Annotated in this window: 32 protein-coding genes; 17 read left to right on the top strand and 15 right to left on the bottom strand. The window is 43.0% G+C overall.

Annotated elements, in window-relative coordinates; genetic code table 11:
- Window positions 1-28 precede the first annotated feature (28 nt).
- From HUX74_RS10705 to HUX74_RS10775, 15 genes are all read right to left on the bottom strand, one after another.
- The gene (locus tag HUX74_RS10705) at window positions 29-361 is read right to left on the bottom strand and encodes a hypothetical protein (RefSeq protein WP_005655436.1); all 333 of its coding nucleotides are present in this window, start codon (window positions 359-361) and stop codon (window positions 29-31) included.
- Window positions 362-371: 10 nt separating this feature from the next.
- Window positions 372-1,139, bottom strand: coding sequence for an ADP-ribosylglycohydrolase family protein (locus HUX74_RS10710; RefSeq protein ID WP_005655435.1), 768 nt, complete (start codon window positions 1,137-1,139; stop codon window positions 372-374).
- A 1-nt stretch (window position 1,140) separates the two neighbouring features.
- Entirely contained in the window at window positions 1,141-1,416 is a 276-nt protein-coding gene (locus tag HUX74_RS10715) for a hypothetical protein (RefSeq protein ID WP_005655434.1), read from the bottom strand.
- Window positions 1,409-1,660 (bottom strand): hypothetical protein, encoded by a 252-nt coding sequence (locus HUX74_RS10720; protein WP_005655433.1) that lies wholly within the window; start codon window positions 1,658-1,660, stop codon window positions 1,409-1,411. Before HUX74_RS10720 ends, HUX74_RS10715 begins: the two co-directional genes overlap by 8 nt.
- A 109-nt stretch (window positions 1,661-1,769) precedes the next feature.
- Window positions 1,770-2,054 carry a hypothetical protein gene (locus tag HUX74_RS10725; protein WP_005655432.1) on the bottom strand — a complete coding sequence of 95 codons (285 nt, stop codon included), beginning with the start codon at window positions 2,052-2,054 and terminating at the stop codon, window positions 1,770-1,772.
- A 22-nt stretch (window positions 2,055-2,076) separates the two neighbouring features.
- On the bottom strand, window positions 2,077-2,277 hold the full coding sequence (locus HUX74_RS10730) for a hypothetical protein (RefSeq protein WP_005655431.1): 201 nt from the start codon (window positions 2,275-2,277) through the stop codon (window positions 2,077-2,079).
- A gap of 20 nt (window positions 2,278-2,297) precedes the next feature.
- Window positions 2,298-2,705, bottom strand: a complete 408-nt coding sequence (locus HUX74_RS10735) for a hypothetical protein (RefSeq protein ID WP_005655430.1) — start codon at window positions 2,703-2,705, stop codon at window positions 2,298-2,300.
- Window positions 2,706-2,727: 22 nt separating this feature from the next.
- Window positions 2,728-3,792 (bottom strand): DNA cytosine methyltransferase, encoded by a 1,065-nt coding sequence (locus HUX74_RS10740; protein WP_008642510.1) that lies wholly within the window; start codon window positions 3,790-3,792, stop codon window positions 2,728-2,730.
- Window positions 3,792-4,067 carry a DUF3846 domain-containing protein gene (locus HUX74_RS10745; protein ID WP_005655426.1) on the bottom strand — a complete coding sequence of 92 codons (276 nt, stop codon included), beginning with the start codon at window positions 4,065-4,067 and terminating at the stop codon, window positions 3,792-3,794. The genes HUX74_RS10740 and HUX74_RS10745 overlap by 1 nt, the downstream gene beginning before the upstream one ends.
- Before the next feature lie 164 nt (window positions 4,068-4,231).
- A complete protein-coding gene (locus tag HUX74_RS10750) occupies window positions 4,232-4,444 on the bottom strand; it encodes a hypothetical protein (RefSeq protein WP_008642513.1) in 213 nt (70 codons plus the stop codon).
- A gap of 11 nt (window positions 4,445-4,455) precedes the next feature.
- The gene (locus HUX74_RS10755; RefSeq protein WP_005655424.1) at window positions 4,456-4,635 is read right to left on the bottom strand and encodes a hypothetical protein; all 180 of its coding nucleotides are present in this window, start codon (window positions 4,633-4,635) and stop codon (window positions 4,456-4,458) included.
- Window positions 4,636-4,646: 11 nt separating this feature from the next.
- A complete protein-coding gene (locus HUX74_RS10760) occupies window positions 4,647-4,787 on the bottom strand; it encodes a hypothetical protein (RefSeq protein WP_162487773.1) in 141 nt (46 codons plus the stop codon).
- Between the two features lie 41 nt (window positions 4,788-4,828).
- A complete protein-coding gene (locus HUX74_RS10765) occupies window positions 4,829-5,194 on the bottom strand; it encodes a hypothetical protein (protein ID WP_005655422.1) in 366 nt (121 codons plus the stop codon).
- An 11-nt stretch (window positions 5,195-5,205) separates the two neighbouring features.
- A complete protein-coding gene (locus HUX74_RS10770; RefSeq protein WP_007219348.1) occupies window positions 5,206-5,457 on the bottom strand; it encodes a hypothetical protein in 252 nt (83 codons plus the stop codon).
- Between the two features lie 25 nt (window positions 5,458-5,482).
- A complete protein-coding gene (locus HUX74_RS10775) occupies window positions 5,483-5,722 on the bottom strand; it encodes a hypothetical protein (protein ID WP_005655420.1) in 240 nt (79 codons plus the stop codon).
- Window positions 5,723-6,178: 456 nt separating this feature from the next.
- Here HUX74_RS10775 and HUX74_RS10780 point away from each other — a divergent pair, with 456 nt between their 5' ends.
- The 17 genes from HUX74_RS10780 (at window position 6,179) to HUX74_RS10855 (ending at window position 25,429) form a co-directional block, all read left to right on the top strand.
- The gene (locus HUX74_RS10780) at window positions 6,179-6,784 is read left to right on the top strand and encodes a hypothetical protein (RefSeq protein ID WP_005655418.1); all 606 of its coding nucleotides are present in this window, start codon (window positions 6,179-6,181) and stop codon (window positions 6,782-6,784) included.
- A gap of 8 nt (window positions 6,785-6,792) precedes the next feature.
- Window positions 6,793-7,440: a hypothetical protein gene (locus HUX74_RS10785; protein ID WP_008642519.1), complete on the top strand. Its 648-nt coding sequence runs from the start codon at window positions 6,793-6,795 to the stop codon at window positions 7,438-7,440.
- Window positions 7,441-7,459: 19 nt separating this feature from the next.
- On the top strand, window positions 7,460-8,695 hold the full coding sequence (locus HUX74_RS10790) for a hypothetical protein (protein WP_005655416.1): 1,236 nt from the start codon (window positions 7,460-7,462) through the stop codon (window positions 8,693-8,695).
- Window positions 8,696-8,706: 11 nt separating this feature from the next.
- The gene (locus tag HUX74_RS10795) at window positions 8,707-9,033 is read left to right on the top strand and encodes a hypothetical protein (protein WP_005655415.1); all 327 of its coding nucleotides are present in this window, start codon (window positions 8,707-8,709) and stop codon (window positions 9,031-9,033) included.
- Between the two features lie 5 nt (window positions 9,034-9,038).
- The gene (locus tag HUX74_RS10800; RefSeq protein WP_005655413.1) at window positions 9,039-9,374 is read left to right on the top strand and encodes a DUF6706 family protein; all 336 of its coding nucleotides are present in this window, start codon (window positions 9,039-9,041) and stop codon (window positions 9,372-9,374) included.
- A gap of 1 nt (window position 9,375) precedes the next feature.
- Window positions 9,376-9,708 carry a hypothetical protein gene (locus tag HUX74_RS10805; protein ID WP_005655412.1) on the top strand — a complete coding sequence of 111 codons (333 nt, stop codon included), beginning with the start codon at window positions 9,376-9,378 and terminating at the stop codon, window positions 9,706-9,708.
- Window positions 9,699-10,169 (top strand): hypothetical protein, encoded by a 471-nt coding sequence (locus tag HUX74_RS10810; RefSeq protein ID WP_005655410.1) that lies wholly within the window; start codon window positions 9,699-9,701, stop codon window positions 10,167-10,169. The genes HUX74_RS10805 and HUX74_RS10810 overlap by 10 nt, the downstream gene beginning before the upstream one ends.
- Window positions 10,166-10,591, top strand: a complete 426-nt coding sequence (locus HUX74_RS10815) for a hypothetical protein (protein ID WP_005655409.1) — start codon at window positions 10,166-10,168, stop codon at window positions 10,589-10,591. The genes HUX74_RS10810 and HUX74_RS10815 overlap by 4 nt, the downstream gene beginning before the upstream one ends.
- Window positions 10,592-10,606: 15 nt before the next feature.
- Window positions 10,607-11,116, top strand: coding sequence for a hypothetical protein (locus HUX74_RS10820; RefSeq protein ID WP_005655408.1), 510 nt, complete (start codon window positions 10,607-10,609; stop codon window positions 11,114-11,116).
- A 68-nt stretch (window positions 11,117-11,184) separates the two neighbouring features.
- Complete coding sequence (locus HUX74_RS10825) at window positions 11,185-11,841, top strand: hypothetical protein (RefSeq protein WP_005655407.1); 657 nt, start codon at window positions 11,185-11,187, stop codon at window positions 11,839-11,841.
- 104 nt (window positions 11,842-11,945) lie between these two features.
- A complete protein-coding gene (locus HUX74_RS20910) occupies window positions 11,946-12,074 on the top strand; it encodes a hypothetical protein (RefSeq protein WP_005655406.1) in 129 nt (42 codons plus the stop codon).
- Window positions 12,074-17,485 (top strand): tape measure protein, encoded by a 5,412-nt coding sequence (locus HUX74_RS10830; protein ID WP_174646629.1) that lies wholly within the window; start codon window positions 12,074-12,076, stop codon window positions 17,483-17,485. The genes HUX74_RS20910 and HUX74_RS10830 overlap by 1 nt, the downstream gene beginning before the upstream one ends.
- A gap of 2 nt (window positions 17,486-17,487) precedes the next feature.
- The gene (locus tag HUX74_RS10835; protein ID WP_005655404.1) at window positions 17,488-17,997 is read left to right on the top strand and encodes a hypothetical protein; all 510 of its coding nucleotides are present in this window, start codon (window positions 17,488-17,490) and stop codon (window positions 17,995-17,997) included.
- A gap of 1 nt (window position 17,998) precedes the next feature.
- Window positions 17,999-19,183: a hypothetical protein gene (locus HUX74_RS10840; RefSeq protein ID WP_008642527.1), complete on the top strand. Its 1,185-nt coding sequence runs from the start codon at window positions 17,999-18,001 to the stop codon at window positions 19,181-19,183.
- Window positions 19,165-24,570: an N-acetylmuramoyl-L-alanine amidase gene (locus tag HUX74_RS10845; protein WP_008642529.1), complete on the top strand. Its 5,406-nt coding sequence runs from the start codon at window positions 19,165-19,167 to the stop codon at window positions 24,568-24,570. Before HUX74_RS10840 ends, HUX74_RS10845 begins: the two co-directional genes overlap by 19 nt.
- 4 nt (window positions 24,571-24,574) lie before the next feature.
- Window positions 24,575-25,060: a hypothetical protein gene (locus HUX74_RS10850; protein WP_005655401.1), complete on the top strand. Its 486-nt coding sequence runs from the start codon at window positions 24,575-24,577 to the stop codon at window positions 25,058-25,060.
- Window positions 25,061-25,138: 78 nt separating this feature from the next.
- Window positions 25,139-25,429, top strand: a complete 291-nt coding sequence (locus HUX74_RS10855) for a hypothetical protein (RefSeq protein ID WP_005655400.1) — start codon at window positions 25,139-25,141, stop codon at window positions 25,427-25,429.
- The last annotated feature ends 1 nt before the right edge of the window (window position 25,430 follow it).

The raw sequence follows: 25,430 nt of genomic DNA on the forward strand, positions 1-25,430 counted from the left end.
CCGTTACTGATGCGCCTTTGCTTTTTGTTTAGCCTTTGATATAGGTGGATTGATACAGGTCTTTGAAGCCCTCTATATCCGTCCTTTCGGCATACTTGCAGTATCTATTGAAAAGTACCGCTTTCAGTGTGATAGGCACACCATCGTACATTTCAAAGTTGGATAGCCCGGCATTTGTGTACTCTTTTAGGATGGGGGCAATACGTTCACACCCGGCATCGCTTGCAAGTTCGGTTTGCTCAGTCCACCATTTTTCACCAAGCCAAAACATTTGTTTGTCGGCTTCTCTGAAAGGGCATTCTTTCTCTCCTTTGTAATAGATGCAAAGGTGAGTTAATGAGTTGTTTTTTGTTTTTGTCATAACAACTTGTTTAAATTACTTCGATTTTAGTGTTATAGAAGCATCCAATAACATTACGCATATCATCAGGAAGTATTCTTAGAGCATTCCAAATGAAACTATCTGGTATGCCCCAAAGTGCTTCTGCCATTGAGCCTACTATTGCCCCTATCGTGTCGCTATCACCACCCCATGAAATTGCCCGTCTGATTGCATCCTCAAAAGAGGTGCTTACACGAATAATTTTCAAACAAAGCGGCACAGTGCCTTGACACGTTTCATCAAATATTCCAGCATAATAATCGTTTACCATGAATTGAGGATAGTACGATTGCATTATATTCTCATATACTTTCTGATTGTGGGTTGTCCTCAAATAATAAATGGCGTGTGCGACTGCTACAGCTCCTTTAACTCCCTCCGGGTGATTATGGGTTACTATAGCCGTTTTCTCTGCCTCCATCAAAACCTTATCTAAGTTGTCATAAGCCCATGCAACCGGGGAAACACGCATTGCAGAGCCATTGCCGAAGCTGTTATATGGTTGTGGGTTGTCTGAGGCTATCCAGCGGGCAAAGCTGCCACCGTATGCCCCTTTCGGATTGGGGTATGCCCTACACCATTGGAGAAACTTTTCTTTGTAGCTTACGCCCGTATTGATTGCATCCGCTACCGCTATAGTACAAATTGTATCGTCTGTAAACGTGCTATCCTTTGTGAATAGTTCAAAGTTGTAGTTATCTGTATTGTTGAACTCAAAGCGTGAGCCTACAATATCGCCTATAATTGCTCCTAACATATTACTTGAAATTTTGATTGAAAAAACGCTCTGCTTTAATTCTATGATATTTAGCTTCACGGTACTTATGTTTGTAGTACCATCGTGTAACAAATGAAGATTCTGCCAGTTTAATGAGCATTGCAGATTCTCTTAAAAAAAGAGCCGATACAATATGCTTTTCTGTAGATTCTATTGTAGATGCACAAGCCTTTTGAAAATCTTCTAAAGATTCATTCATGCCCTCAAATGCTTTCAAAAGGGATTTTGTCATTTCTTTCGTAATACATTCATCCATTGTTAGCCTCCTTTCTTTTGCCTCTGTTTGATTGCTTAGTATGAAGTGTGCCATACCTAACAATCGCCTTTCTTCCCATGTGTTCACCATTCCTTAAAACATTCCAAAGAGATTCTTTAGACACCCCTACTACTTCGGTTGGCAATAGCTCATATATAGCCGTAATGCTTCCAAAGTAGTAGTGACGTTTACCCTTGTATGGCTCTTTCAATTCTACATGAATAACTTTTCTTTGCTGTTTCATTGCTATATGTGTTCTATAAACGCAAAATTACTATATTATATTTAATAAAACAAATGTTTACCGAGTTTATTTTATTATACAAGGTTAATGCGGTCTATCTCCATTGTGTTTATCCTTTTATTCGTCCTAAAAAAGACAATTTTAATATATCGCATTCCAAACCTATAACGGCAAACTCCAACATAGCATTATCATCAGAAAGGTCATTAACCTTTAGAATTGGATAATCTTCTCCGGTACTGGTTACATATCCCTCTTGTGAAATATCATCTGTTATGTGCTCATCGCTGGTATTACCAAAATATGAATCAAGACTTTTGATGATATGCTTGTTTAAATAATCCTCACTATACACAGAGGCTATTTTAGCTTGCTTCCTAAGTGCGTACCTCATTCTTCAATTCCTTTCTGATTTATTATGAGGGGGTATACAATTCATATCCATCATCCCAAAGACTATCACTGCGAAAATTAAAAAAATCTTCCAAAGAGATACGTACGCCATCTTCTAAAAGAAGAAATCCATTTTCAATAGTCATCCATTCGTCAGAGGAAAAGAAACGGTGCGTAACCTTCTTACCCTCTTTCATTGCTTGTATAGCTTCTTCTTTACTCATATCTATATTTTTTTTGAATGTTATCCATTATACAGCCCAACACTATCACGTTTACTTCTTATCACAACTTTAGCTATCTCATCAATATTAGCACATAAAAGTTCAAAGAATTTTCTTGTACATATACCCTGTTCTTCATGCGTCATTTGTCTATCAACAACAAAACCTATTGTTTCATCCATGCGGTCAGTTATATTATTTGCTATCCAGTCATGTACATCAAATGTACCTTTCGGGTATTCATCCTCTAAGCCTCTGATAGTCCACAAGCCGCCATCCATAAGTATGTAATGACACAATATTTTGCTTATATATAAATGCAAATCAGCCCTCTCTCCACTTCCATAACCGGGCATATTGACAAGAATATATCTACCGATTGTTTTATTTAGTATCATCCATAAAAGATGCTTTTCTCTTTTTGTCATATTAGCTCCTTTCTCTAATTATTTATAACTTTGATAGCCATTGTTCGTAAACTCGTGTAGCCACTTGCGCCATCATAACAGGCGGTACACTCATACCGCAAATGTAGTGCGGTGAAAAGCCGCAAAAATCGTAGTCTTGCGGGAAAGTAGAAGCGTTGCACACCTCAGATTTTGATAAATACACAGGCTTATTAAAAGGAATCGTGCTGTCTGCATGAGCCGTAAGCGTGTTGCAAATTTTATCCTCATACAAATAACATTGATTGAAAAATCCTCTTTTGCCTGTCAGCTTCCGATAAGCATTTGACATATCAATATCCCCATGTGTTCTATTATCAAACATTTCTTTCATGCGCTTGCCGTATGGTTTGCCCATGTAATCCGCAAATTCTCCGTAGCAAATCCCCGGCTCGTTGAAGTCCATGCTAATATGCGGCTCAACATTGAAGAGGTCAGACACTTTCAAGAAATTCACGCCCAAATCATGCCTAATACATACAAAGAACACCCGGTTTCGCATTTGTGGTACTCCCATTTTAGAAGCATCAAGTAAGAAGTGTTGGCAATAATACCCAGCATCTTCAAAGTCCTTGTAAATGCGCCTTACATAATCTATGGCATTACCCATAAGCAAGCCTTTCACATTTTCCGCTATCACAACCTTTGGTTGCAGTGCTTTTGCCAAAGCAATGAAGTCGAAGAAAAGTGTATCAAGAACTTGTGCCGTTTGCCCCTCTCTGAACACCTTTTCTTTGCCCCAATCCTTTTCACGGTTGCCGGATAAGGAGAAAGTGGAACATGGGGGTGAGCCGTCCAAAATATCCAAGTTATAAAGTTCGGGCGGTAGCTCTCTCTCTCTCAATTCTCTTATATCCCCTAAAAAATTGAACCGTGGTGCATGGTTGGTTACATACACCTGATTCACTTTAGGGTCTATTTCATTGCAACCTATCACATCAAACCCTGCCAACTTGTAGCCCATAGTTGAACCGCCACCACACGCAAAACAAGAAAACACTTTGCCTTTGTCTTTAGTGAAATTGGCTTCTGCCAGCTTCCAGTTATAAGGGAATTTATGAATTTCCATTATTGCACCTCCTCATCTTTACACATAACGACATCGCCACAAATATAATCCCAACCAAAAATAGCATTGTGTTTATGCGCTATTTCCGTGGCTGTTTCGTTGGAATCTAAAACGTCTTTCCCATTATCATTGATTACGAGAATATCCCCATTGTGTAGGTTTATAATATCAATGTAACCATCTACGAACTTTTGCAGTTCATCCAGTTGGAAGCCCAGCCCGTTTTGAGGTTGGATTTCCAATTTACTTCCGTCTGTCTTTATCAGTGTTGCCATCTTATTTTGCCTCCTTTCGTTTTAGTTGAAGTTTTACCTTTTCGGCATCAAACTCATAGTTCATACACTCAGTAAAGTTTCCCATTATAAGCATTAGAGGGAAGAGCATACCATGCTTACATCCTCTTCCTAATTCGTCTGATGCTGCCTTGCATGAATCACATCTATAAATGTCTTGTACTGTTACTATTGCCATTGTGAGCCTCCTTTCTTGCCTTGTGAACGCCTTTAGTATAATTGCGTTCAACACGTCTAACGTCATTGTATTTTGCTTGCGCTGTAGATTCTATCATGTGGGGTTTTTCGTTTCCCACCCAATGAGCATCCGGGTGTTCCTGCTGTATTGCCGCTAAAATTGCATCTTTCAATATTCCCATATCCTAAAATTTTATTGGTTGATACACACGCTTGTTGGAACGATTAATTTATAAGTCGCACCATTTGGGAAACCATCTTTAATGGCTTCTTTTATTTCTTTTGCGGATGGAACGCTGTTGCGCACTCCAAACTCAATCTTTCCCAAACGTCTGCCGTTATGGTCGAAAATGATATAAGTGTATTCATTCATAATTTTGAAATTTACTTGGTTACTACTGTTACAAATTGGCACTTTGCCCAAAGTGTAAAATCATTGCTGCTTATGTACTTCTGATTTTTGGCTTCAATGGCTTTAGCTTGTTTTTCGCTAATCTCTTTGCCTTGCAAATAATATTTTTTCATACGGTGTTGCATTGTGTAGGGGATTGCTACCCTACTGGTTATTACTTTCTTAAAATTTCGTCTAATAGTTCTTTGTCTAATTTCCAAAGGTTGTACCCTTTGGCTATTTTTCTTCTGAGATACTCTCTTTCTCCAATCATAGCTATTGCTTTTTCTCTTAAATCTGATGCACTCCACTTTTCGGCTTGTTCTATAAGAAAGTTTGCAAGACATTTGCGTTCTTCGTAAAGTTCACGAACTAACACCGTTTTTTGCTCTATTTCTTTCAGAGCTGCCGGGTTTTTCATCCACAACTTACAAAACGCATCTTTATCAAGGTCTGTATTCATGTAGCAAGTTTCAACCTCTATATAGTTGTCCGCTGTTAGCTTCAACCCGGTTCTTTCTTCAAATTCTTTCTGTGTCATGGCAATATGTATTATAGTATTGATATTTCTTTTTGAGCTAATTTGCTGTCTGTGAGGCACAGCACTTCATATTTCATTTTTTTGTAGTTGTAAACTACCTCTAATGTGTTTTGCCCTCTGCCGTCTGCCCTTTCGTCATAAATGGTTTTGATATGCTGGTACATGATATTACCCATCATAAAGTTTACACATCCCGAATCATAGAAGTAAAATGCTACCGCATATTCCAATGTTTTCTTTTTATCAATACTCTTAGTTGCCATAATCTGAAAATTTAGTGTTGCATTATTATTTTTGTACTTTGTATATTTCAACATCAGGTACTACTTTCTCTACTCTGTTGCGTATGAAATCGGTAATAATATCTTCGTGGCTCCACTCTTTAGAATAAGACATTGTATCATGGTAGCCATCACAGATTACGCTTCCATTGCTGGTTACGGACAAGCTAAAATAGATAGCCATTTCTGCTAAACTGTGGCACTTAAAATGCTTGTTTCCTTTTATTAGAATATAATTCACATCCATATCACATATATTTTAAACGTTATCAATCTTATTACGATGCAAATATAGGCTATATATTTAATATAACAAAGTATTTGGATATATTTTTGGATATATTTTCAAAATACCTATGTGATAGTTGGTTTTGATAGTCTTTTAGTGGTAATTTCCTTTATTTAAGATGGGTGAAAATGCTCGAATGGATATATTTACTGCAAAACAGGATATATTTTGTGCTTTTTGAGGATATATTTTTGTTGAGTGAAAAATATTATTCCTATTGTGTTAATCAAACACATATTTGTTATATTGAATATAGTAAATGAAAAATCGCTTTTACGTCTTGTTTTTAAGCGTAAGATGCTAATAGGCAAGTAATTTACCGAGTAAAATATGTGTGTTTATAGAACGCATATATGATTTTATTTCATATCTTTGCTCTGTAGAAGTTCAACTTACTAAATAACAAAAGCAACAATGAATAAGAAACTCTTTGAGAAAGTCAAAGGCTTGTGTAAAGACACTGGTCTTTCGGAGAAGTACCTTAAAGCGATAACCGAAAAAATGGGTGGCAGCATTGAGGATGATTCTACCGATGATGAGGCAATAGAAAGTACGGCAAATCTGATTGCGGAAGTGGCTAAGGAAAGTCAAGGTGAAGCAACCCGATGGGCAAACAAAAAGAAACCAACCCAAACCGAGGATGAGGAAGAGGAAGAAAGAAAGCGTAAGGAAGAAGAATCTAAACGTAAGGGCAAGGTGGCTTTGGACGAAGCGACTGAAAAGAGGTTAAAGGAAATGGAGGAAAAGATTGCTAACTACGAAGCCAAAGAAAGCAAAGAAGCCCGTGCGAAGGAAGTAGTTAAGGCTATGGAAAAGCACAAAATCCCGGCTTATCTCCGTGACCGTTTGGCAAAATCAATCTCCGATGATGAAGATATTGAGGATGCCGTTTCCGCTTACAAACAGGAGCTTATTACAAATGGGCTTGATGATGAACACTCAGGGGGTTCTAAGGCGGCAAGTGAAAAGCAAATTGATGAAGCTGCTGATAGCTTGCTGGAATCAATAACCGTAAAATAAAAGATGAAATGAAAAGAAAGACTGCTTCATTTACCGGGATGCGACCCATTTTCACGGGTTCGCCCTCTATCGTGCAAGGCGGCTTCAATCTGGACGTGGAAAACCAACATTTCGCTGTTGGCGATACCGTGCCTGCCGGAACGCTTGCTATCAAGGATGAGGTGAAAAGGACGGTGCAAGTCATCAAGACTGCAAAAGTGGTGGAAGTGGATGCAGAAAACACCAAGAAAGTAAGCCTGTACGTGGATGAGTTCTACGAGCCTTGCTTTGCCGTTGGTGATTTGGTGCTGAAAGACGGCACAGCCGCTACAGCCATTGCCGATGTTCCCACAATCGAAAAGATTGAGCGAAACGGAAACAATTACATTGTCACTCTCTCCAAAGCCATTGCCGGGCTTGTAAAGGATGATGTATTGGTAGAGGTTGTTTCGGACGGACAAACTGCCGCAAAATCAAAGGAGCGTGGCACTTCCAACTCCGTACTGATTGCCGATGTGGAAGTAGGCGAGTTTGAAACCTCTGTAGATGTTTCTGCCGACACCATGCAATACGCAATGTACGAAAGACGTGTGCCGCCTATCCCTGCCGGGCAAAAGGACACTACGGGCGATTACTTGAAAGGGAATCCCCACGTGAAATTAACGAAATCACACTAACTAAAATTAGCGTAACGACATGAAATCTATTTTTTCAACATTCAAAGGGCTTCACAAGGACGGCAAACCGCTTGACTTTTTGGCAACGTGGAAAAAGACTTTTGATAAGGCTTCCGAACGTGAAACAACCCTTTTTCAGAAGATGTACTGTGATAGCTGGTTTACTACCAACACGCCCCAAATGTCATTGACTGCCGAGGCACTTGTAGGTAAGTACAACTTGCGTATCATGGCTACATTGATTGGTGATGAATCACCTACACCTATGAGGCGTTCTGACGGCTTCGATGTGTGGACTAAGGAAATCCCCCGTGTGGGTCACAAGTTCCCCATGTACGCACGTGATTACCGTAAACTGATGGAGGTTTACGAAAATCCCCGTTTGAGTGAATCCGCTAAGGTGAAGCAAATTGAAAAGCTCCTTACCCACGACATGAAAGATGCTTATTTGGGCTGTAAGGACGTGATGGACTTTATCGCTCTGATGGCATTCTCTAATTGGGGTGTGGCTCAGTTCGTGCCGGAAATCAACAATCCGGGTGGACGTAAGTACGAGGTGGATTATCAAATGCCGGAAACAAACAAGCTGGTATCAGCTTTCTTGTGGAACTCTGCCAATACCAAAGCTGGCAAGTTGTCCCCCGTTTTGATGTTGTCGGCTATCTGTAGTGACCTGCGTAACCGTGGCATTGAGCCGGGCGAAATCCTTATGAGCCAAGACCTCTATTTTTGGTTGCGTATGGACGAAACGACCCGTTTGTTGGTACATGGTAACGATAAAAAGGCTCAGACCGTAACAACGGCTCAGATGGCAGATTTGCTTGCTGGTAATGAAATCCCCCCTGTAACGGTGATTACCCGTAAAATGGGTATGGATATGGACGGTAAGCGTAAATCGCTTGAACCGTGGAATCACAACTTTATCTGTATCAAGCCTGCCGGGGTTATCGGTGAAATTCAGCCCGCCATTGAAGATAGCGAGTTGATAGAGGAAGAAAACGTGGACTACATGAACGCTGGCGGTGGTATTCGTATCGCCAAGTGGCGTACCGGGGAATCCACTGGTCAAGTTGCAGCCGAATATACACAAGGCTCTGGACGTTTGTTGCCTCTTATCACTGAAATTGGTGCTATCATCTGTTTACAGGTGCGTGGCTTTGAGGAAAAGGAAGTACCAGCCGATGCAAATGGTGTGGCACGTACCTATTGGACTAAATCCGAATTTGAGAGTGCAACAGCTCTTGAAGTAGGCTAAATCTTTTGCTTATGGAACTGGCAGTAAAGAAAGCGTTTATAGACAAAAACGACAAAGGCAAAATCTACAAGGTAGGTGAAACCTTGCATACCGATGAGCTTAACCGAGTTAATGATTTGGTTGCAAGGGGCATTTGTGTGATTAAGTCTTTGGAAAGCAAACAGGCTGAAAAGGTCACTTTCCAAGACAATGAATATGATTTGAATGTGGTAAAGGATGCTTTGGAATCCATCAATGCCCCCGTTGCCAAAAATGCCGGGGTTAAAGGTGTAACCAAAGCGATTGAAGCCCTTTCAGATGAGAGTGTAACGGCTTTGAAAGAAGCCCTTGAAAAATAGTAGTGATGGGAACTTTGACAAAATACAATGCGTTGGTGGGTGAGCTTGAACCCTATACCCCAAGCCGCCTTGCTTTGCAAAAGGCACTTGCTGATGTGAAGATAAGCGACTGGGATAGTGAGTACAATGCCGACACAGACCAACGCACGATAGCCATAGCCGCTATAAAGGTGCTAAAGCGGATGATTGTGCTTACCAATGACACGTTAGGTAAGTCCTCACAAGGCTACAGCGTGGAGAAGTTGGAGAAGCGCATTAAAGACCTTTGCAACGAGAACGGTTTGGACGTTTCGGATTTTGTCGAAGTTTCTTCCATTACGGACGGCTCTAATTTGTGGTGATATGGCACGGAATAACGGAACTTTCAGATACACCGCTTTGCCCCTTGAAGCAACGAGGGATGAAGCAACGGGATTTTACACGGACGATGATGCGCCCGTGTGGGTGAAAGGCTGTGAGTGTCAAGTGGAGAAATTCATACCTGCCAAGCAACGATTGGGAACGGACGGGCAAATGTATTCATACACCTTTGATGTGTTTTTACCATCCTACTTTGAGGGTGATTTGAGTATAGGCGCACGTGTGGAAGTGACTTTGGAGCGTGGAGGTGTGGATGAGTTCACCATTTCGGGAATAGATGATACAAACCCTAAATACATAGAGATATGGGGATAATGCCGATGTTTGACAAAGGGGCTATCTTAAACCCCGTGGCTGCTTTCCAAAAGCAACTTGAATTGGCTTTCGTAACCTTGTTAAAATACATGGGCGAAAAGCTGGCTAAGTATGCTAAGGATAGCCACAACTACCAAGACCAAACGGGCAATTTAACCAACTCTATAGGCTATGCCGTGGTACAGAATAAGGAAATCGTTTACTATGGTGGGTCAGACCAGCCCGGAGAGGGTGCGAAAGCCATGTTGGAGGCTGCAATGAAGTATGCCGCCACGCTGCCAAACACTTTTTCCCTCATTATAGTAGCCGGAATGAATTATGCCGCCTACGTGGAAGCCAAAGGGTACAACGTGATTCTACCTGCCGAACTGAAAGCCAAAAGCGAACTTCCTGCCGAGATTAACAAGTTGGTGATGAAAGCTAATAAGAAAGCAATCGAATTATTCGGGAACGCAGCATGATAACGACTGAGGAAATAGCAACAAAGGTTTACGCCATGCTTCAAGCAAGCGAGGTGAAAAACTTCATTTCGGGTGTGATTGATTACGAGCGTAACGACTACACCAAAGAGGATGTGATAATTGTCCCTCATACGATAGACGGTGAAGCATCCGTGCGCTACGGTCAGATAAACGTGAATATTCATGTGCCGGATAAGGTGATAGCCAAAGGCAAGGGGCAAGCCGTTTACAGGACACATTTTAAGAGGCTCATAGAGATAAGGGCAAAGGTGGTTGAGGTGTTGAAAAACCATTATGAAAGTGGGAAAGGCTATAACTGGAACATAGGGCGGTTTAACCCACCGATTAAGGAGAAAGACCAAAACGAACATTTTGTTTCCCTTGCTTTGGAGCTTACAGTAAGAGAAAAGAGTATCAACTAATAAAAAATTAAGATTATGCCGATTTTAGCAACAATGGGGTTGAAAAAGATTTATATCGCCCCTGCCATGACCGATGGAAGTATGCCCGCAAAAGGCAACCAATGGCTTGATTTGGGCGATGTGTATCAAGACACTTGCAACTTGAAAGATGATTCTCCCGAAATCACGGAACATAAGTCGGAAACGTCAAGCAAGGTTATTACGTTGGTGGGTGAAACACCTACAAATGTGGAGCTTTCTTTGATGGACCCGGATTTGGAATTGCTTGCACGTTATTTCGGTGGTACTATTGCTGGAGAAAAGGGCAAGCGCACTTGGATTCGTCCACGAAAATTGGAATACAAGGAGTGGGCGTTATGGATTCAACCGGAAGAGGGCTTGTTTATCGGGTGTGCCAATGTGCGTATCATCCCGACATTCGAGATTACCTATTCTTCAAAGGGTATCTGCCTTGTGCCTATGACTATCAAGTTCCAATCAAACTTGCAAGCAAGCGAGGAAATGAGCGACCCAACAGTAGCATGACACTGAAAAAGTCTGAGAACCGATAGCCTCCTATCCCCGGATGGGGGGCTTTTTAACTTTTAAGACAAATGGAACAACTGAATAATGAACGTGAATTGACCCGTGAAGAACGCTTGGAAATCGAAGAAAAGGCGATACAGGCACTTGTGAACATGGGAGTGAAATTCAATGTACCGCTGAAAATTAACCCGGTAAAACCGCCACGCTTCATCCGTTGGTGGAATAAGCATTTTCCGAACCATGTAAAGATGTGGCGTGACAAACGTATTCCCAAAGGCTGGGATGTGTCCGAAACAGAAGTACCCAATGCCGCTTTGCAAACTATGGAGCGTGTATATATGCGCCACTTCCATTTGAAGCCTCTTTATTTGGGTACGATGGATTGTTTGAGGCGGTTGTATCTGAATATAGAATACGATGAGGAAAAGATACAAGCCGAACCCATACAGGAAAGCAAACGCCTTTTCAAGTATATTCCTCTGATGGCTGAGATTGCAGCCGTAGCCGTGCTTAACAATCCCGTGGTAGCTGACCCCTCTAAAGACAAAGAGGTGAAAGCCTTGAAAGCGTTTTTCATGGAACACCTTACATCTACCCGGCTTGAAAAGCTGGCAGACGTGATAAGCCAAATGATGAATCCCGGGGGTTTTACGTCCTCTATTCGGTCAATACGGGAGATAGGAACGACCAATCCGAAGAAACTCAAAGCAAACCGAGTAGAGTAATCGGGCTAAATAGCCCGTGGGGTAATCGTGGGGAAATTATCAAGTCCTTTGGCTGGACTTACGATTATCTGCTTTGGGGTATCAGTTGGCTAAACGTACAAATCATGCTGGCAGATGCGGCACGTGTGGAACAAGAGCCGGAGCAAACGGACGGAAACAAAGATGGTGGGAAGCCGCCTGTACAGCTAAAGACAAAGGATGATATTAAGAATTATCTGAAAGGAATAATGTAATGGATAATATAAACGGAGCGTTGGCGTTCAAAGCCACCCTTGATTTAAATGATTTCAACGTGTCGGCACAAGCGATGGAAAGGAGTATCAAACAGGTTTCATCCACAGCCGTATCGGAATCGTCTGTGATGGATAACTCCATTCAGAGCTTTGCGCAAAATGGGGCGAAATACATTGTTTCCTACCTCGTTGGGCAGGGTATGGGGACTTTGCTTCAAAGTATCGTGCAAACACGTGGGCAGTTTCAACAGTTGGAAATTGCCTTTACAACCATGCTCAAAAGTGGTACGCAAGCAAAGGGCTTGATGGATAGGCTTATTGATACAGCCGCCAAAACTCCGTTTGACCTTTCGGGCATTGCGAGTAGTGCCAAACAGATGCTTGCTTACGGCTCAACCGTGGATAATGTGGTGGATGAGCTGGTAATGCTTGGTAACGTGGCTTCGGGCGTGGGTGCGCCACTACAGGATATTGCCTACCTCTATGGAACGCTACGGACACAAGGCAGGGCATTTACCGTGGATATTAGGCAGTTTGCCGGGCGTGGTATTCCCATCTATGAGGAACTGGCTAAAGTGCTTGGCGTAACCAAAGATGAAGTTTCCAGCCTTGTAACGGAGGGTAAGGTTGGCTTTGCGGAAGTAGAAAAGGCTTTCCAAAACATGACGGGTAAAGCCGGGACTTACTACAACCTCATGCAAGAACAAAGCAAGTCCCTAACGGGTATGATTTCCAACATGGGTGATGCGTGGGAACAATCGTTAAACAAGTTGGGTGCGGATAACCAAGATGTTTTTGCCGGAGCTATTGAAAGTGCTACCTATATGGCAGAGCATTTGGATGATATTTTGCGTATTTTGAAAGCCGTTGCTATAGGCTATGGAAGCGTGAAAGCCGCTATTGTACTGAATACATTAGCCACAAAGGGATATACGGGCGTTGCTCTTTTGGATAACACGGCAAGGCAGGCTAAGATTTCCTTAATGAAGTTGGAAGCCGTTGCTACTGGGCAGATGGTAGCTCAGACAAAAGCGATGGTTGCAGCCCAAAACAGCCATGTCGCAGCATTGCAAGCGCAACTGACGGTAGAGGAACACGCCAACATGGTAAAGCAGTTACGCATTGCCACCATTCAACAAATGCTTACCATCCAACAAGCAGAATACCTTTCCAATTTGAATCTAACGGCTTCTTCTGCCAATTATGAGGCGGTGGCTCTGAGTGTTCTTACCGTTGAACAAAAGCAAGCTCTAAGCAAGTTAGACTTGTCGGCTAAAAGTGCCGTGTATCGTGCCGCTTTGGAAAATGAGGTTGCCGTTAAGACACAAAACAGTGCGGCTACCTTAAATGCCATGCGTACCGATGTCAAGGCAGCAGCCGTAAAGATGGAATCGGCACGGGCTGATGCACTGGCGGCAAAGGCGGCTGTAGAACGTGCCTATTTGGAAGTGTACAGGGCACAACAGACTGGGAACGCTGAAAAGATAGCCATTGCCACTAAGAAGATGGAGGCAGCGGAGGATAACGCAGCTATCGCACGAAAGACGGCTTTAGCCACCCAATCCGATTTTTACGCAAAGAAAAAACTACTTGAAGCTACAGCCACCAAGCAATCCACAGCCGCTTCCGTGGCAGATACTACGGCAAAGACAACACAAGGGGCTGTAACTTCCGTACTGACTGCAATCACGACAAAAGCAACGGTAGCGGTGAAAGCTCTTTGGGCTTCCATGATGAGCAATCCTATCGGCTGGGTAATGGGATTGATAGGTGCATTAGTCAGTGTAATTACTCTTTTTACGGGCAAACAAAAAGAAGCGACCACGGCAACGGGTGAATTTCAAGATACCACGAAAAAAGAGATTGACGATTTGAATTTACTTTTTGCCGTATTGCAAAATACGGAGAAAGGAACTCAAACACATAAAAATACGATTGAAAAAATCAATGCCGTATGTAAACAATATAATAAGACATTGCTTGATGAAAACGCTACACTTGATTTACAGCGTCTTAAATATGAGGAATTGACTACAGCCATTCAGCAAACTACAGCCGAAAAAATCAAGGCTAAATATACCGAACAAGCTATGCAAGAACTGGTACAAAGCCAAACGGATGCACTTGATAAGCTGAAAGAGAATGCCGAAGATGCAACCTACAAAGAAATTCAAGAAGTTATGGAAACCACCCCGGAGGGTGTAACCGTTATGATGAATAAGGTTGTTGATGTGGCTTCAAGTTCTATTCGTGGAGCTTCGGGGGCTGTATGGGATGCGGTAGAATCTATGGCGGTAGAATCCGCAAACCAATTGAAAGGGCTAACAGGTCAAGCCTATACCGATGCGTTCAACAACTCATTGGATAGCATTGTTTCTGCCGTACAAAAGTCCACCGGGGCTACAGGTAAAGAAATGGATGCTTTCAAGGAAAATATAAAAACTTATCTTGAAAGTGTCGCACAATCAGCAAAAAAGGCAGATGAAACCATAGGCAAGGTAGATAGGCAACTTGAAAAATTCTATGGTAAAAAAGATACGACTTCTGTAACAGAGAGTACCGACTATGTGGCTATGTCGTTTAACGAGCTGGATAAGAAAATAGGTGAAACTCAGAAAAGTATTGATACCCTCAATGCCAAAAAGGTAAAGGTGGAAGCCGATAATACCCAACTGAAAGAGCTGAAAGACTTGTTGGATAAATTGAATGGTGCTGTAAACACCAAGAATACAAACCTTAACACGGAAAAGGGAATATCAGACCGTATCAAGCAGCTTAAAGAATTGCGTGAAGCTGCCATTATCGGTAGTTCTGACTATAAGAGTTATGATACGCAAATAAAGAAGTTGGAAGCCCGTTTACCCAAGCATACCACGGGGGATAAAGCGGATAGTGCCGCCAAGCAACTACGTGAAAGGCAACTTGAAGCTGACCGCAAATTGGAGGCTGACCGTATTGCAGTCTTGGAAGAGGGCTACGAAAAACGCAAGCGCACCCTTTCGCTCCAACACAAGGAGGCATTGGATAATATAGACAAAGAGGAAAAGGCTTTGGCTAAAGCTCGTAAGGATGCCGGAAAAGGTGGCTTATCTAAGTCTGAAAAGGACGGCTTCGATGAAAGGCGAACACTTGAAAACAAGAAATATGACAAAGCCCAAAACAAACTCTTTGACGGTGAAATAGAGTACAAGAAACAGCAATATGCCTTGTATTTCCGTTGGGTGCGTAACATGGGCGAAGATGTAGCCAATACCCAATTTGCCACGCTTTTAAAAGGCGGTAAATCATACAAGGAGTATGTGGAAAATGAAATCAAGGCTCTAAAGGATAAACAACAAGCCGGAACACTCACAGAGGGAGAAAGTAACCAACTTATTTCCCTTAATATGCAATACAATGAAATCACGGGGGCAAAGTCCGCTATGGATTCTTTCAAGGAATCTGTATCTAAGACCATTCAGCAAGCCCAAACACTTGCCGAGAAGTTGGAAGCCATAGCCGATGCAAAAGAGAAGCTGGCTAATGGAAGTTCCGGGCTTGTGGGTGCTGACGAAAAAGCGGAAGCCACTTTGTTTGTTTCAGAAGAAGATGAAAAGTTACAGGAAGAAGTACAGCAAAAGATACTTTCCTCTTACAGAACCTTTGAGGAACAAAGAAATGACATCCAAAAGGAATACGCCTTGCTGCGTGCTGCCGCTCAAAAGACGGGCGACCAAGAACGGATTAACCAAGTAAACAAGTCGGAGGCAGAAGCGTTAAGCACCCTTACCGCCAATATGTTAAAGCAATCGGATAGTTGGAAGAAGTTATTTGGCGATTTGGATAGCCTTTCTGTAGCTGAAATAGATAAGTTGGTGGCTGATATTGAAACAAAGCTAAAAGATGCGGATTTGAAACTGAATCCCGTAGATTACCGTGCTTTGATTGATAGTTTGAATCAAGCAAAGGAAACGCTTATTTCAAAGAATCCCTTTAAGGCTTTAGGCACGTTCTATGATGATTACATTGAAGCCAAAAAGAAGCTGGCAGAAGCCAAAGCGAATGTTGCTGCCGGAAAGGGTACGGATGAGGATGTGAAAAAGGCAGAGGCTGACATGAAGAAAGCCGCCAAAGGCGTAACCAAGTCCATTGAAACGATTACCGATACGGCTACCACGTGCGGCAATGCCATTGCATCCATGTTTTCTGATTTGGGACAGGATGATTTGGCAAACGGCTTAGGCACTGCAATGGAGTTGTTCGGGCAGTTGGGCAATGCCGCCGCCTCTGTAGGTAAAATGATGAGCGGTGACATATTGGGAGGCGTTACGGGTATGGTAAGTGCCGTTACTTCTGTAGTGGGCATATTTGCCAAATTGCATGATTCCAAGTATGAGAAGAAAATTCAAAATCTGCAAAAGGAAATAGATGCGCTGGAACAATCCTACAGCCGTTTGGAACGAGCCTACAATAATACTTATTGGGTGTTCAATGATAGCCAACGTGAAGCCTACGAAAAGAATATCCAACTGATTAACGACCAAATACGGGCTTTGGAACAAGAAGCCAACGTAGCAAAGAAGAATTGGGATTTTGCCCGTTACGCTCAACTCAACAAGGAGATTAAGGAACTCAACAAACAGTTGAAGAATGCGGAAGAAAACGGAGATATGTTTTCTATCTATGAGGCTCAGAAAAAGAACCTCAAACAGCAACAAGAGGATTTAAGAAAGCAAATTCAAGCTGAAAAGGATAAGAAGAAAACCGATAACGGAAAAATCCAACAGTGGAACGAGCAAATAGAATCCATTACCCAACAGATAGAGGATTTGGATAGGTCAATGATGGAAACGCTTGCCGGAACGGATGTAAAAACCGCCATTGATGAATTTGCCGATGCGTTGGTAGATGCTTATTGCAAAGGTGAGGATGCAGCGGAAGCATTGGGCGAAAAGACAAAAGAAGTCCTTAAAAAAGCGGTTGTGGAAGCGTTGAAACGTGAGTTTTTGGCAAAGGGAATCAATGATGCCGTTCTCTATTTGGGAGAATCCATGAAAGACGGGAAACTGACCGATGTAGAGAAGCGAGAATTTGAAAGGATGGTGAACGCTGCCGGGGATTTGTTCAATTCCGCATTGGAGGGTATTGGTGATTGGATTAAGGATGTGGAGGAAGAAACCGTACAGCAAGACCCCCTTACGGGTGCGGTTACTTCCATGAATGAGGAAACGGGCGGTGTGATAGCCGGGCGGTTGAATGCCTTTGTCATAAACCAAAGCGACCAAACCTCTATTATGAGGCAGGCACTTGTTTACCAAGCCGAAATAGCCGCCAACACGAAGTTGAGTGCATCAGAGCTGACGGAGATTAAAACTACTTTGAAGCGCATTGAAAATAAAGATAGTTCACTTTTATCACAAGGAATAGCATAGTTATGGAACTGGTACAACAACTTAAAGAGGATGGCAAGGCAAAGGGGCTTTGCCGGATGTGGCAAATGAAGCTAAGAACGGGGCTTGACTATGAGCAACTGATACAGCTTTACATTAAGGGCATAGATTTCTGTATATCGGAGAATTACCCCACGCTTGACTTTATACGGGAACACTTCAAAGGCAAATGCGAGGTTTACGGGGTGTTTGTGGATGATGAGGTTACGGATAAGGTGAATTTACCCGATGTGGTGCTGAATGGTGACTGCAAAGCTATGTTGGAGTATGACGGCTATTCTGTTTCACGGGTATATGCACGGCATGATTCCCATAGTGCCGTAAACGTGTCGGACAATGCGATTGTTACCATAGACGCTTTCGATAACTCGTATCTGTATGTGGCGGTAGCCGGAACGGATGCAAAGGTGCTTGTGAATCTGTATGGCAATGCCAAAGCGGATATAGAGGGAGTGGGGATAGAAGTTAGACAAATGAATAAAAATACTTACTGATATGGATAAGAACATGATTTTACACCTGCCTTTCGATGACCCGGACGGTAGTATAGCTTACGACTTTTCACAGTACCGCAACGATGCCACCTTATCGGATGGTGCGGATTTTTCTAAGAAATCTAAAGTGGGTAAATCACTTGCTTTGAATGGTACGGGCGAATGCGAAACAGCTCGTTCCATACCCTTTAGCGGTAATTTTACACTTTGTTTTTGGGTGCTGCCTGTTTCTCAAAAGTTAGGCTGGGTGCTGAATATGCCCGGTATAGACAATTATAAAGAGCAATGGCTTGATGTAATGCCCGATGGCTGGATTTTCTTTGCTTTCGTTAAGTCCGGCAATATGTTTACCGTCTATGAGAACACGACCCGGATATTCAGTGAAATATTACCAAAGACACCAACGGGGCTTTCCATCAACGACCAATCACTTTTTGGGACGAAAGCCTTGCTGGACGAAGTGAAACTGTTTGACGTGGCGAAAGAACCCCGTGAAATATTCGAGTTGCAGAAAGATACGGATGTGGAATATTTCATAGACGGAAAGAACTTCAAGGAGTTTGGGGTATTCGTTTCCAAAAGTGCCGGATTGGTTGGACGGTTGGAGCGCAAAGAAGCCTTGCAAGTGAACTGGGACAATTACCACGGTATTGTAAGGGATAAGAAGCGACCACGCTACAAGGAACGCAACATTACACTGGATTGCTTTATTGAGGCTTCGGGACGTGCCGCCTATGTGGAATGGGTAAACCTTTTCTTTTCCCAATTCGATGCGGAGGGGAACCACCGTTTGCGTGTGGACTATGACGGAAAGGCAAAGCCTTTGGTATATGAAGTGGAATTGCTGGATGAGGCAGACCCGGAAAAGAGCTGGGGACAATATAGCAACGATTTGATGGTGGGTACATTCCGTTTAAAGCTGGTGGAAGATGAACCTGTGAAAAAGGTGCTTAGATATATAGGTGGAACTGCAAACGGCAAGGCTACGATTACCGTCACTTCGTCCAAGCTGCTTAATATCTATTGGGGTGACGGCACGCACACTTACGATGTGTCCGGCAGCGAACAAACGATAGAACACACTTACGTTACACCCGGTGAATACGAGATAATCGTTTCGGGCGTGATTGAAGACATTGAAAAATTTGAAACCAATGCTATTGTGATATGGGAACTCTTGAAATAATCAGGCGCAACGGTGAAAAGGTACGCTTGTTTTCCAAAGAGCCGTTTTGTACGCTGAAATCAGCCGCTCAAAACAGTTCCTTAATGGGGGATGATAACGTACAGCTTTCCATTGTTTCCTCTGAGTTGCTTAATTTAGGCAAGGGAGATAAAATCATAGTGGAGGGTGAAGAATACACCATCCGTACTAAGGTGAACCGTGAAATGCTTTCGGACAACCATTATGTGCATGATGCCACTTTCTACGGAGTGATGTACGAGCTGATGAAAAGCCTGTACCGAAACACCGATGCAAACGGGAAATCCAGCAAAAGCACGTTTGACCTCACTTATAATATCCGGGACTTTGTAAAGGTGCTTATCTACAACGTGAGCCGTGACTATCCGGGCTTATGGGCTTTCGATGAAGCTAATTGCCCGGACACAGAACCACGTACCATTTCCTTTGCCCGTAACAATTGCCTACAGGTTTTGCAAATGCTTTGCAGTGACCGTGAATTTGATTTGGAGTTTCTCATTACCCAAAAGGACGGGGTGCGTACCATCCACATAGGAAAGTTCGGTGCAAAAGTTGTGCCCCCGGGTGGCAACGCTTTCTTTGAGTGGGGCAAAGGCAACGGCTTGTACAAGCTCAAAGAGCAAAAGGTAGATGATAAGACCATTATCACAAGACTTTGGGTGGAGGGTGGCACGACCAACATTCGGAGTGATTACAGGGACTATTCAGAACGCCTACAGCTTCCGTTTCCAGTGCGTTTGAACAAAAAGGAACACAAACTATGGGACGGTACAATAGTACCGCCTCAGAGCGAATATATAGGCATATCCGATGATAACAAGCGTTATTTGGAGGATGGCGATTTGAGGGATGCACTGGGTAGTGATGAGGATGCTGTGACGTATGATAATATTTTCCCGAAACGGACGGGTACGGTTACTGCTTTGGTGGCTGATGATATAAACAGCTTCATTGATGATACAATGGACTTTGACCTGAACGAGAAAGACGATAAAGGTACAAAGTATCTGATTAACGAGGTATCGGCAAAGATTAATTTCATTTCGGGTAAATTAGCCGGACAACAATTTGAATTGGCGAAAAAGGGAGGATACGACCATGCAACAAAAAGGTTTACGCTCATTCCATTTACGGACAACAGGGGGCTAACTATTCCTACCACTGAAAGCGAGGCTTACCGAATAACGGAGGGTGACACGTATAAGATTACGGATATTCACCTGCCTAAATCTTATGAAGATGATGCAGAGGAAGATTTATGGTATGCCGGATATAACGAGTTCAAGCCACGCACACAGGCACGGGCGCAATATCAGCTTACCTTTGAACGTTCCTATTTTTTGAACGCTTTGCCAAGCGATAGCGAAACAACCGTCTTTCATGTGGGTAACTATGTACCCGTGAAAGATGAGCGTTTCGGTATTGAAAAGAATATCCGCATCCAAAAGGTGACAAAGAACCTGCTTGTGGAGCATGACTATACACTGACCCTTTCGGACATTACAGCCATTTCCCCAATCACTCAAACGGTTGTGGATGTTGGACGGCACGAAACAATCATAGAAAACAATCGGCTTCGGGACTTGACTAAGGCACGGAGGGGATGGCGTACAACAGAGGAACTGCGTACAATGGTGTATGATACGGACGGTTATTTTGACCCCGAAAACATCAAGCCCAATTCCATTGACACCAATATGCTTACGGTGGGGTCTAAGAGCCAACAATTTGTTTTGATAGATGTGATACTGCAAGCCAACGTAAACGGAATATCCAATCGTTTTGATGCTTCTGCCGGGGTATTGGCTCACTTGACTATTGATGATGAGATAATCAAGCATTGGAACATGGCGGCTGGCTCATTCACTCTATCAAGCCCAAAGGGGTACTATGTGTTTGCCAAGTGTTCCAAGAAAAGCACGGATGGCATTTGGTATGTGACACAGGAACAACTAAAGGTTGAACCAACCGAAGACCCGAATAACTATTATTTCCAAGTGGGTATATTGGGGTCAGTGCATTCGGATGATGATTTCAGGGACTTTACCACCACCTACGGATTTACCCGTATTAATGGGAACACTATCACTACGGGTAAGATTATAACAAGCGATAAGGAGTGCTATTTGGATTTGGACGGCAACAAGTTCCGTATCGGTGATTCTTCAAGTTCTATTGATTGGAACGTAACGGCAAAACGCCAATTAACGTTGCACAACGTCCGTTTGCTTTCTGATAGTGGGGACACCTCACATATCGGGGTGTTCCGTGGCACATATAACCCGAAGTACGTGTACTATGCCGGGGATGAGGTGGCTTACACGGTGAATGGTGAAACGTGTACCTACCGATACACTAACCCCACACCAAGCATGGGCAACCTGCCTACCAATTCCGTATATTGGTCGGTTGTGGCGAAAGGTTCTACCGGGGATAAGGGAGAAAGCGGTTTATCCGTATTCTATACCTATAATGACAGTGAAACCAAGCCTGCCACCCCTACGGGGGATGGCTCTACGGGAGGTTGGCACAGAACTTCGTCCGAAAACGTGGTTTGGATGAGTATAAAGAACGCCAAGACTGATACGGAGGGTGCGTGGGGTATTCCTTTTCGTGTGCGTGGTGCTGATGGTACTTCAATCAATATCAAAGGTTCTAAGGACAATGTTTCACAACTGCCTACCGTTGGAAATTCAGAGGGCGATGCTTATCTAATCGGGGGCAACCTCTATATTTGGGATGGCACGAACTGGAAAGATGTTGGAGCTATTAAGGGGGAAGATGGAAAGAGTAGCTATCTTCATAAGAAGTATTCCGATGATGGCGGCAAAACGTTCACAGCCGGAAACGGTGAAACACCCGGAAGATGGTTGGGTTTGTATGTGGATATGATACCCACCGATAGCGACAAACCAAGTGCCTACAAGTGGAGCGACACGAAAGGACAAGACGGAACGCCCGGTTTACCCGGTGAAGATGGGCGTACTCCATACTTCCATATCAAGTATTCGGACAACGGGGGAATGTCGTTCACTGCAAACAATGGTGAAGAGCCGGGCGACTACATAGGGCAATACACCGACTACGTGCAGAAAGACAGTGATAATCCGATGGATTACACTTGGGCTTTGATTAAAGGCGAATCGGGTACAGGTGGAACGGATGCCGGAGCTGGTGAATATTACGAGTATCGTTACGCTAAAAATGGCTCGACTTTAGTACCGCCCGATTTGGATGTTAATTCTTCCAACCCTACCGGGTGGAGTACGGAAATGCCGAAAGTAGGAGCGTTGGAATATATTTGGTGTACAATGGCTAAGAAGTCCGGGCTTGCAGACCGTACCAAATTTCATTTGCCCATTGAAGCTAACGACACTTCAAGCATTGCCGATATTTCGGGTAACGGTTATAATGGTGTGCTGGGCGGTGGGACGGTAGTAAAAGACGGAACGAGATATGCCCTCAATCTGAGTGGTGGAATGGAGAGCCGTATTCCTTATGATTTACCCTTTGGGGAAAGTTTTACACTCTGTTTTTGGATGAAGTCAGACCAAAATCAAGTCAAGTGGATGTTGAACGGATATAACGGTAGGCACTATGTGGAAAAGAGTATTGCAATCACGCCTAATACGTGGTTTCACCTTGCATTCCGTTTTAATGACCGTACCGTTACGGTATTCAAAAACGGAGAGCAATTACATAGTGGTAGCGTTAATATCATGGCTGTAGGCTTTGCTATTTACGATGATGATGTATTCGGTTCTGCCGTGTATTTCGATGATATACGTTTGTTGATGGGGGCTTTACCTGTGAATGACATTGCTTCCGTAATGAATGGCAAAGCAGACCTGATGATACAGAAATGGAGTACCCCTATTCGTGTAAATCCTTATGATGGTGAAGATGGAAAGCCTGGTGTTAGTGTGACATTGGCAGATGTGGAATATGCACAAAGCACGTCAAATTCAGTTGCGCCTACTACGGGGTGGCAGACAACCGCCCCGACATGGATAAATGGGAGGTATATATGGAGTAGAACGAAAGTATCTTATTCAGACAACACGACTACCTACACTAAGGCGGTTTGTATTACAGGCGGCAAAGGCTCTACGGGTGATAGCGGTGTTGGCGTAAGTTCTATTATTGAACAATACTACCTATCCAGTTCGGCAACCTCATTACTTAATGGCTCATGGAGTACAACACGCCCAACTTGGAAAGACAAATGGTATATATGGACACGCTCGGTTATCACTTATACGAATGGAACGAGCGACACTACGGCTGCAATATGTGTAACGGGGTCGAAAGGTGATAAAGGTGAAGATGGAAAGCCGGGTGATAAGGGGGAGAAAGGCGATAGCCCCGTACTTGTTTATAGGGGTATTTATGATTCATCCAAGACTTATTACGGAAATAGCAAACGGTTGGATGCTGTAAAATACAACAATCAATACTATATAGTCCGTATTGATGCAGGAACATTCTCAAATGTCACTCCCACGACAACAAGCAAATGGAATACGTTTGGAGCGCAATTTGAAACTATTGCCACAAACTTGTTATTGGCTGAGGGGGCAAACATTGGAGATTGGTTTATTAAGGGCGGTAAGATTGTTTCCACTATGGGTAATGGTAACAGGGTAGAGCTGGATGCTTCAATGGCTCGTATTTATATTGAATCTTCAAGTGGTGGTGGTGATTATGCGCTCGTTGATTTTGGCGCAAAAATGACAATAGATGCCAACCGTGGAATTTTTGAAACAAGGGCTAAAAATGCTCCTAACTATTCTAATGCGGTTTCCTATATGTCACCAACGGGAATATTCTCAAATATGGCAGGTACGGACGGTATGCCAGCAAGTAGCGGATATACGCACCGTGGGGCTATTGTTGGGCTTGGTTTTGCAAATGTTCCGGCAAGAACATGGGCTATAAATGCGGTAGATACAATCGTGGCAGGTGTTTATGGTCGGGCTTCTAATTCGGGGACTGCACCAGCCTTTGGCGGTTTCTTCTATGATTTATTTGCCGGAGGCTTGATTTTTGGTCGAAAGTGTATTACAGGAACGTCGAATAACACATGGTATTTGAATAGAGAAGATACCGTGGTAATAGGGTACACGTCTGCCGCATCAGTAGTGTATCTTCCGGCTTCTCCTAAAGAAGGACAGGTTATATTTGTAAAGCAGTGGTGGAGAGGCTATATGAGATTCAGACCAAGAAGCGGCTACCTAATCTATGATGATACTTCGGTAAATGACTACTACGATTTTGGAGAGGGTCAAGGTGGTATGTTTGTATATACCGTAGGATATGTAGATGGAGTTAAAAAACAAGCATGGTTAGTAAGTAGATGGAAATACTAAAAATATGGAAGAAAGAGTATTATACGGATATATGGATGGCGACTATCTACAATGTATAGAAATAGCCCCTATTCCTCAAAAAATCAGAAATGAGAAAACGGGGGAAATAACAACACGCATGGTATCGGTTATTGAACAGGTGGCTGAACTGCCAACCATATATAAGCCAGTGGATGCAATAGATGAAAGTAAACAAAACACAGATAAGGAGGGCTATGTTGTGCGCATTGTGCCATACGATGCCGGGGACAGGATTTCATTCAGATACATAGAAGTCCCCGACTTTCAAAAGGTGGCACATGAGATTGAACGCTCAAAGGAGGTGTTGGCAAGTAGCGATTATAAGATAATCAAATGCTACGAAGCCGCCCTAATGGGGTATGCAATGCCGTATGAGATAAAGGCATTGCATAATGAAAGGCAGTTGCTAAGAGATAAAATCAATGAACTTGAAGCACGTTATACCTCATTATCTGATGATATACTTTAATTATAATCATAAATGTGTTCAACAAACACATTTATGATTATATTTGCAGTTAAATAAACTTGATTTACTCAGTGAATTATGGAAACAACGATGTACAGCCTACGGATTCTTTCCAAAGGTAAGGTTACAGACCTTTCCAATGGTTTTGCTTTGGGTGGTGTTCCGTTTACCGTCTTTGTACGACCTAAAGAGGTTACGATGGAAACAAGTACGCTGCTTAAATGCAAGCTCATTTGTGATAAGGAATTTAGTATGTTCCCCGTACCTATCGGGGATTGGACGCCCGGAGCGATAGCCGTAATATCCCCAAACGGTATCGACCTTTCGGTATATGATGTGTATTGGGGTGCTGGTGAAACTATTAAATAAC

Origin of the sequence: Bacteroides sp. Marseille-P8574 (genome assembly GCF_902825465.1) — a bacterium.
GTDB lineage: Bacteria > Bacteroidota > Bacteroidia > Bacteroidales > Bacteroidaceae > Bacteroides > Bacteroides uniformis.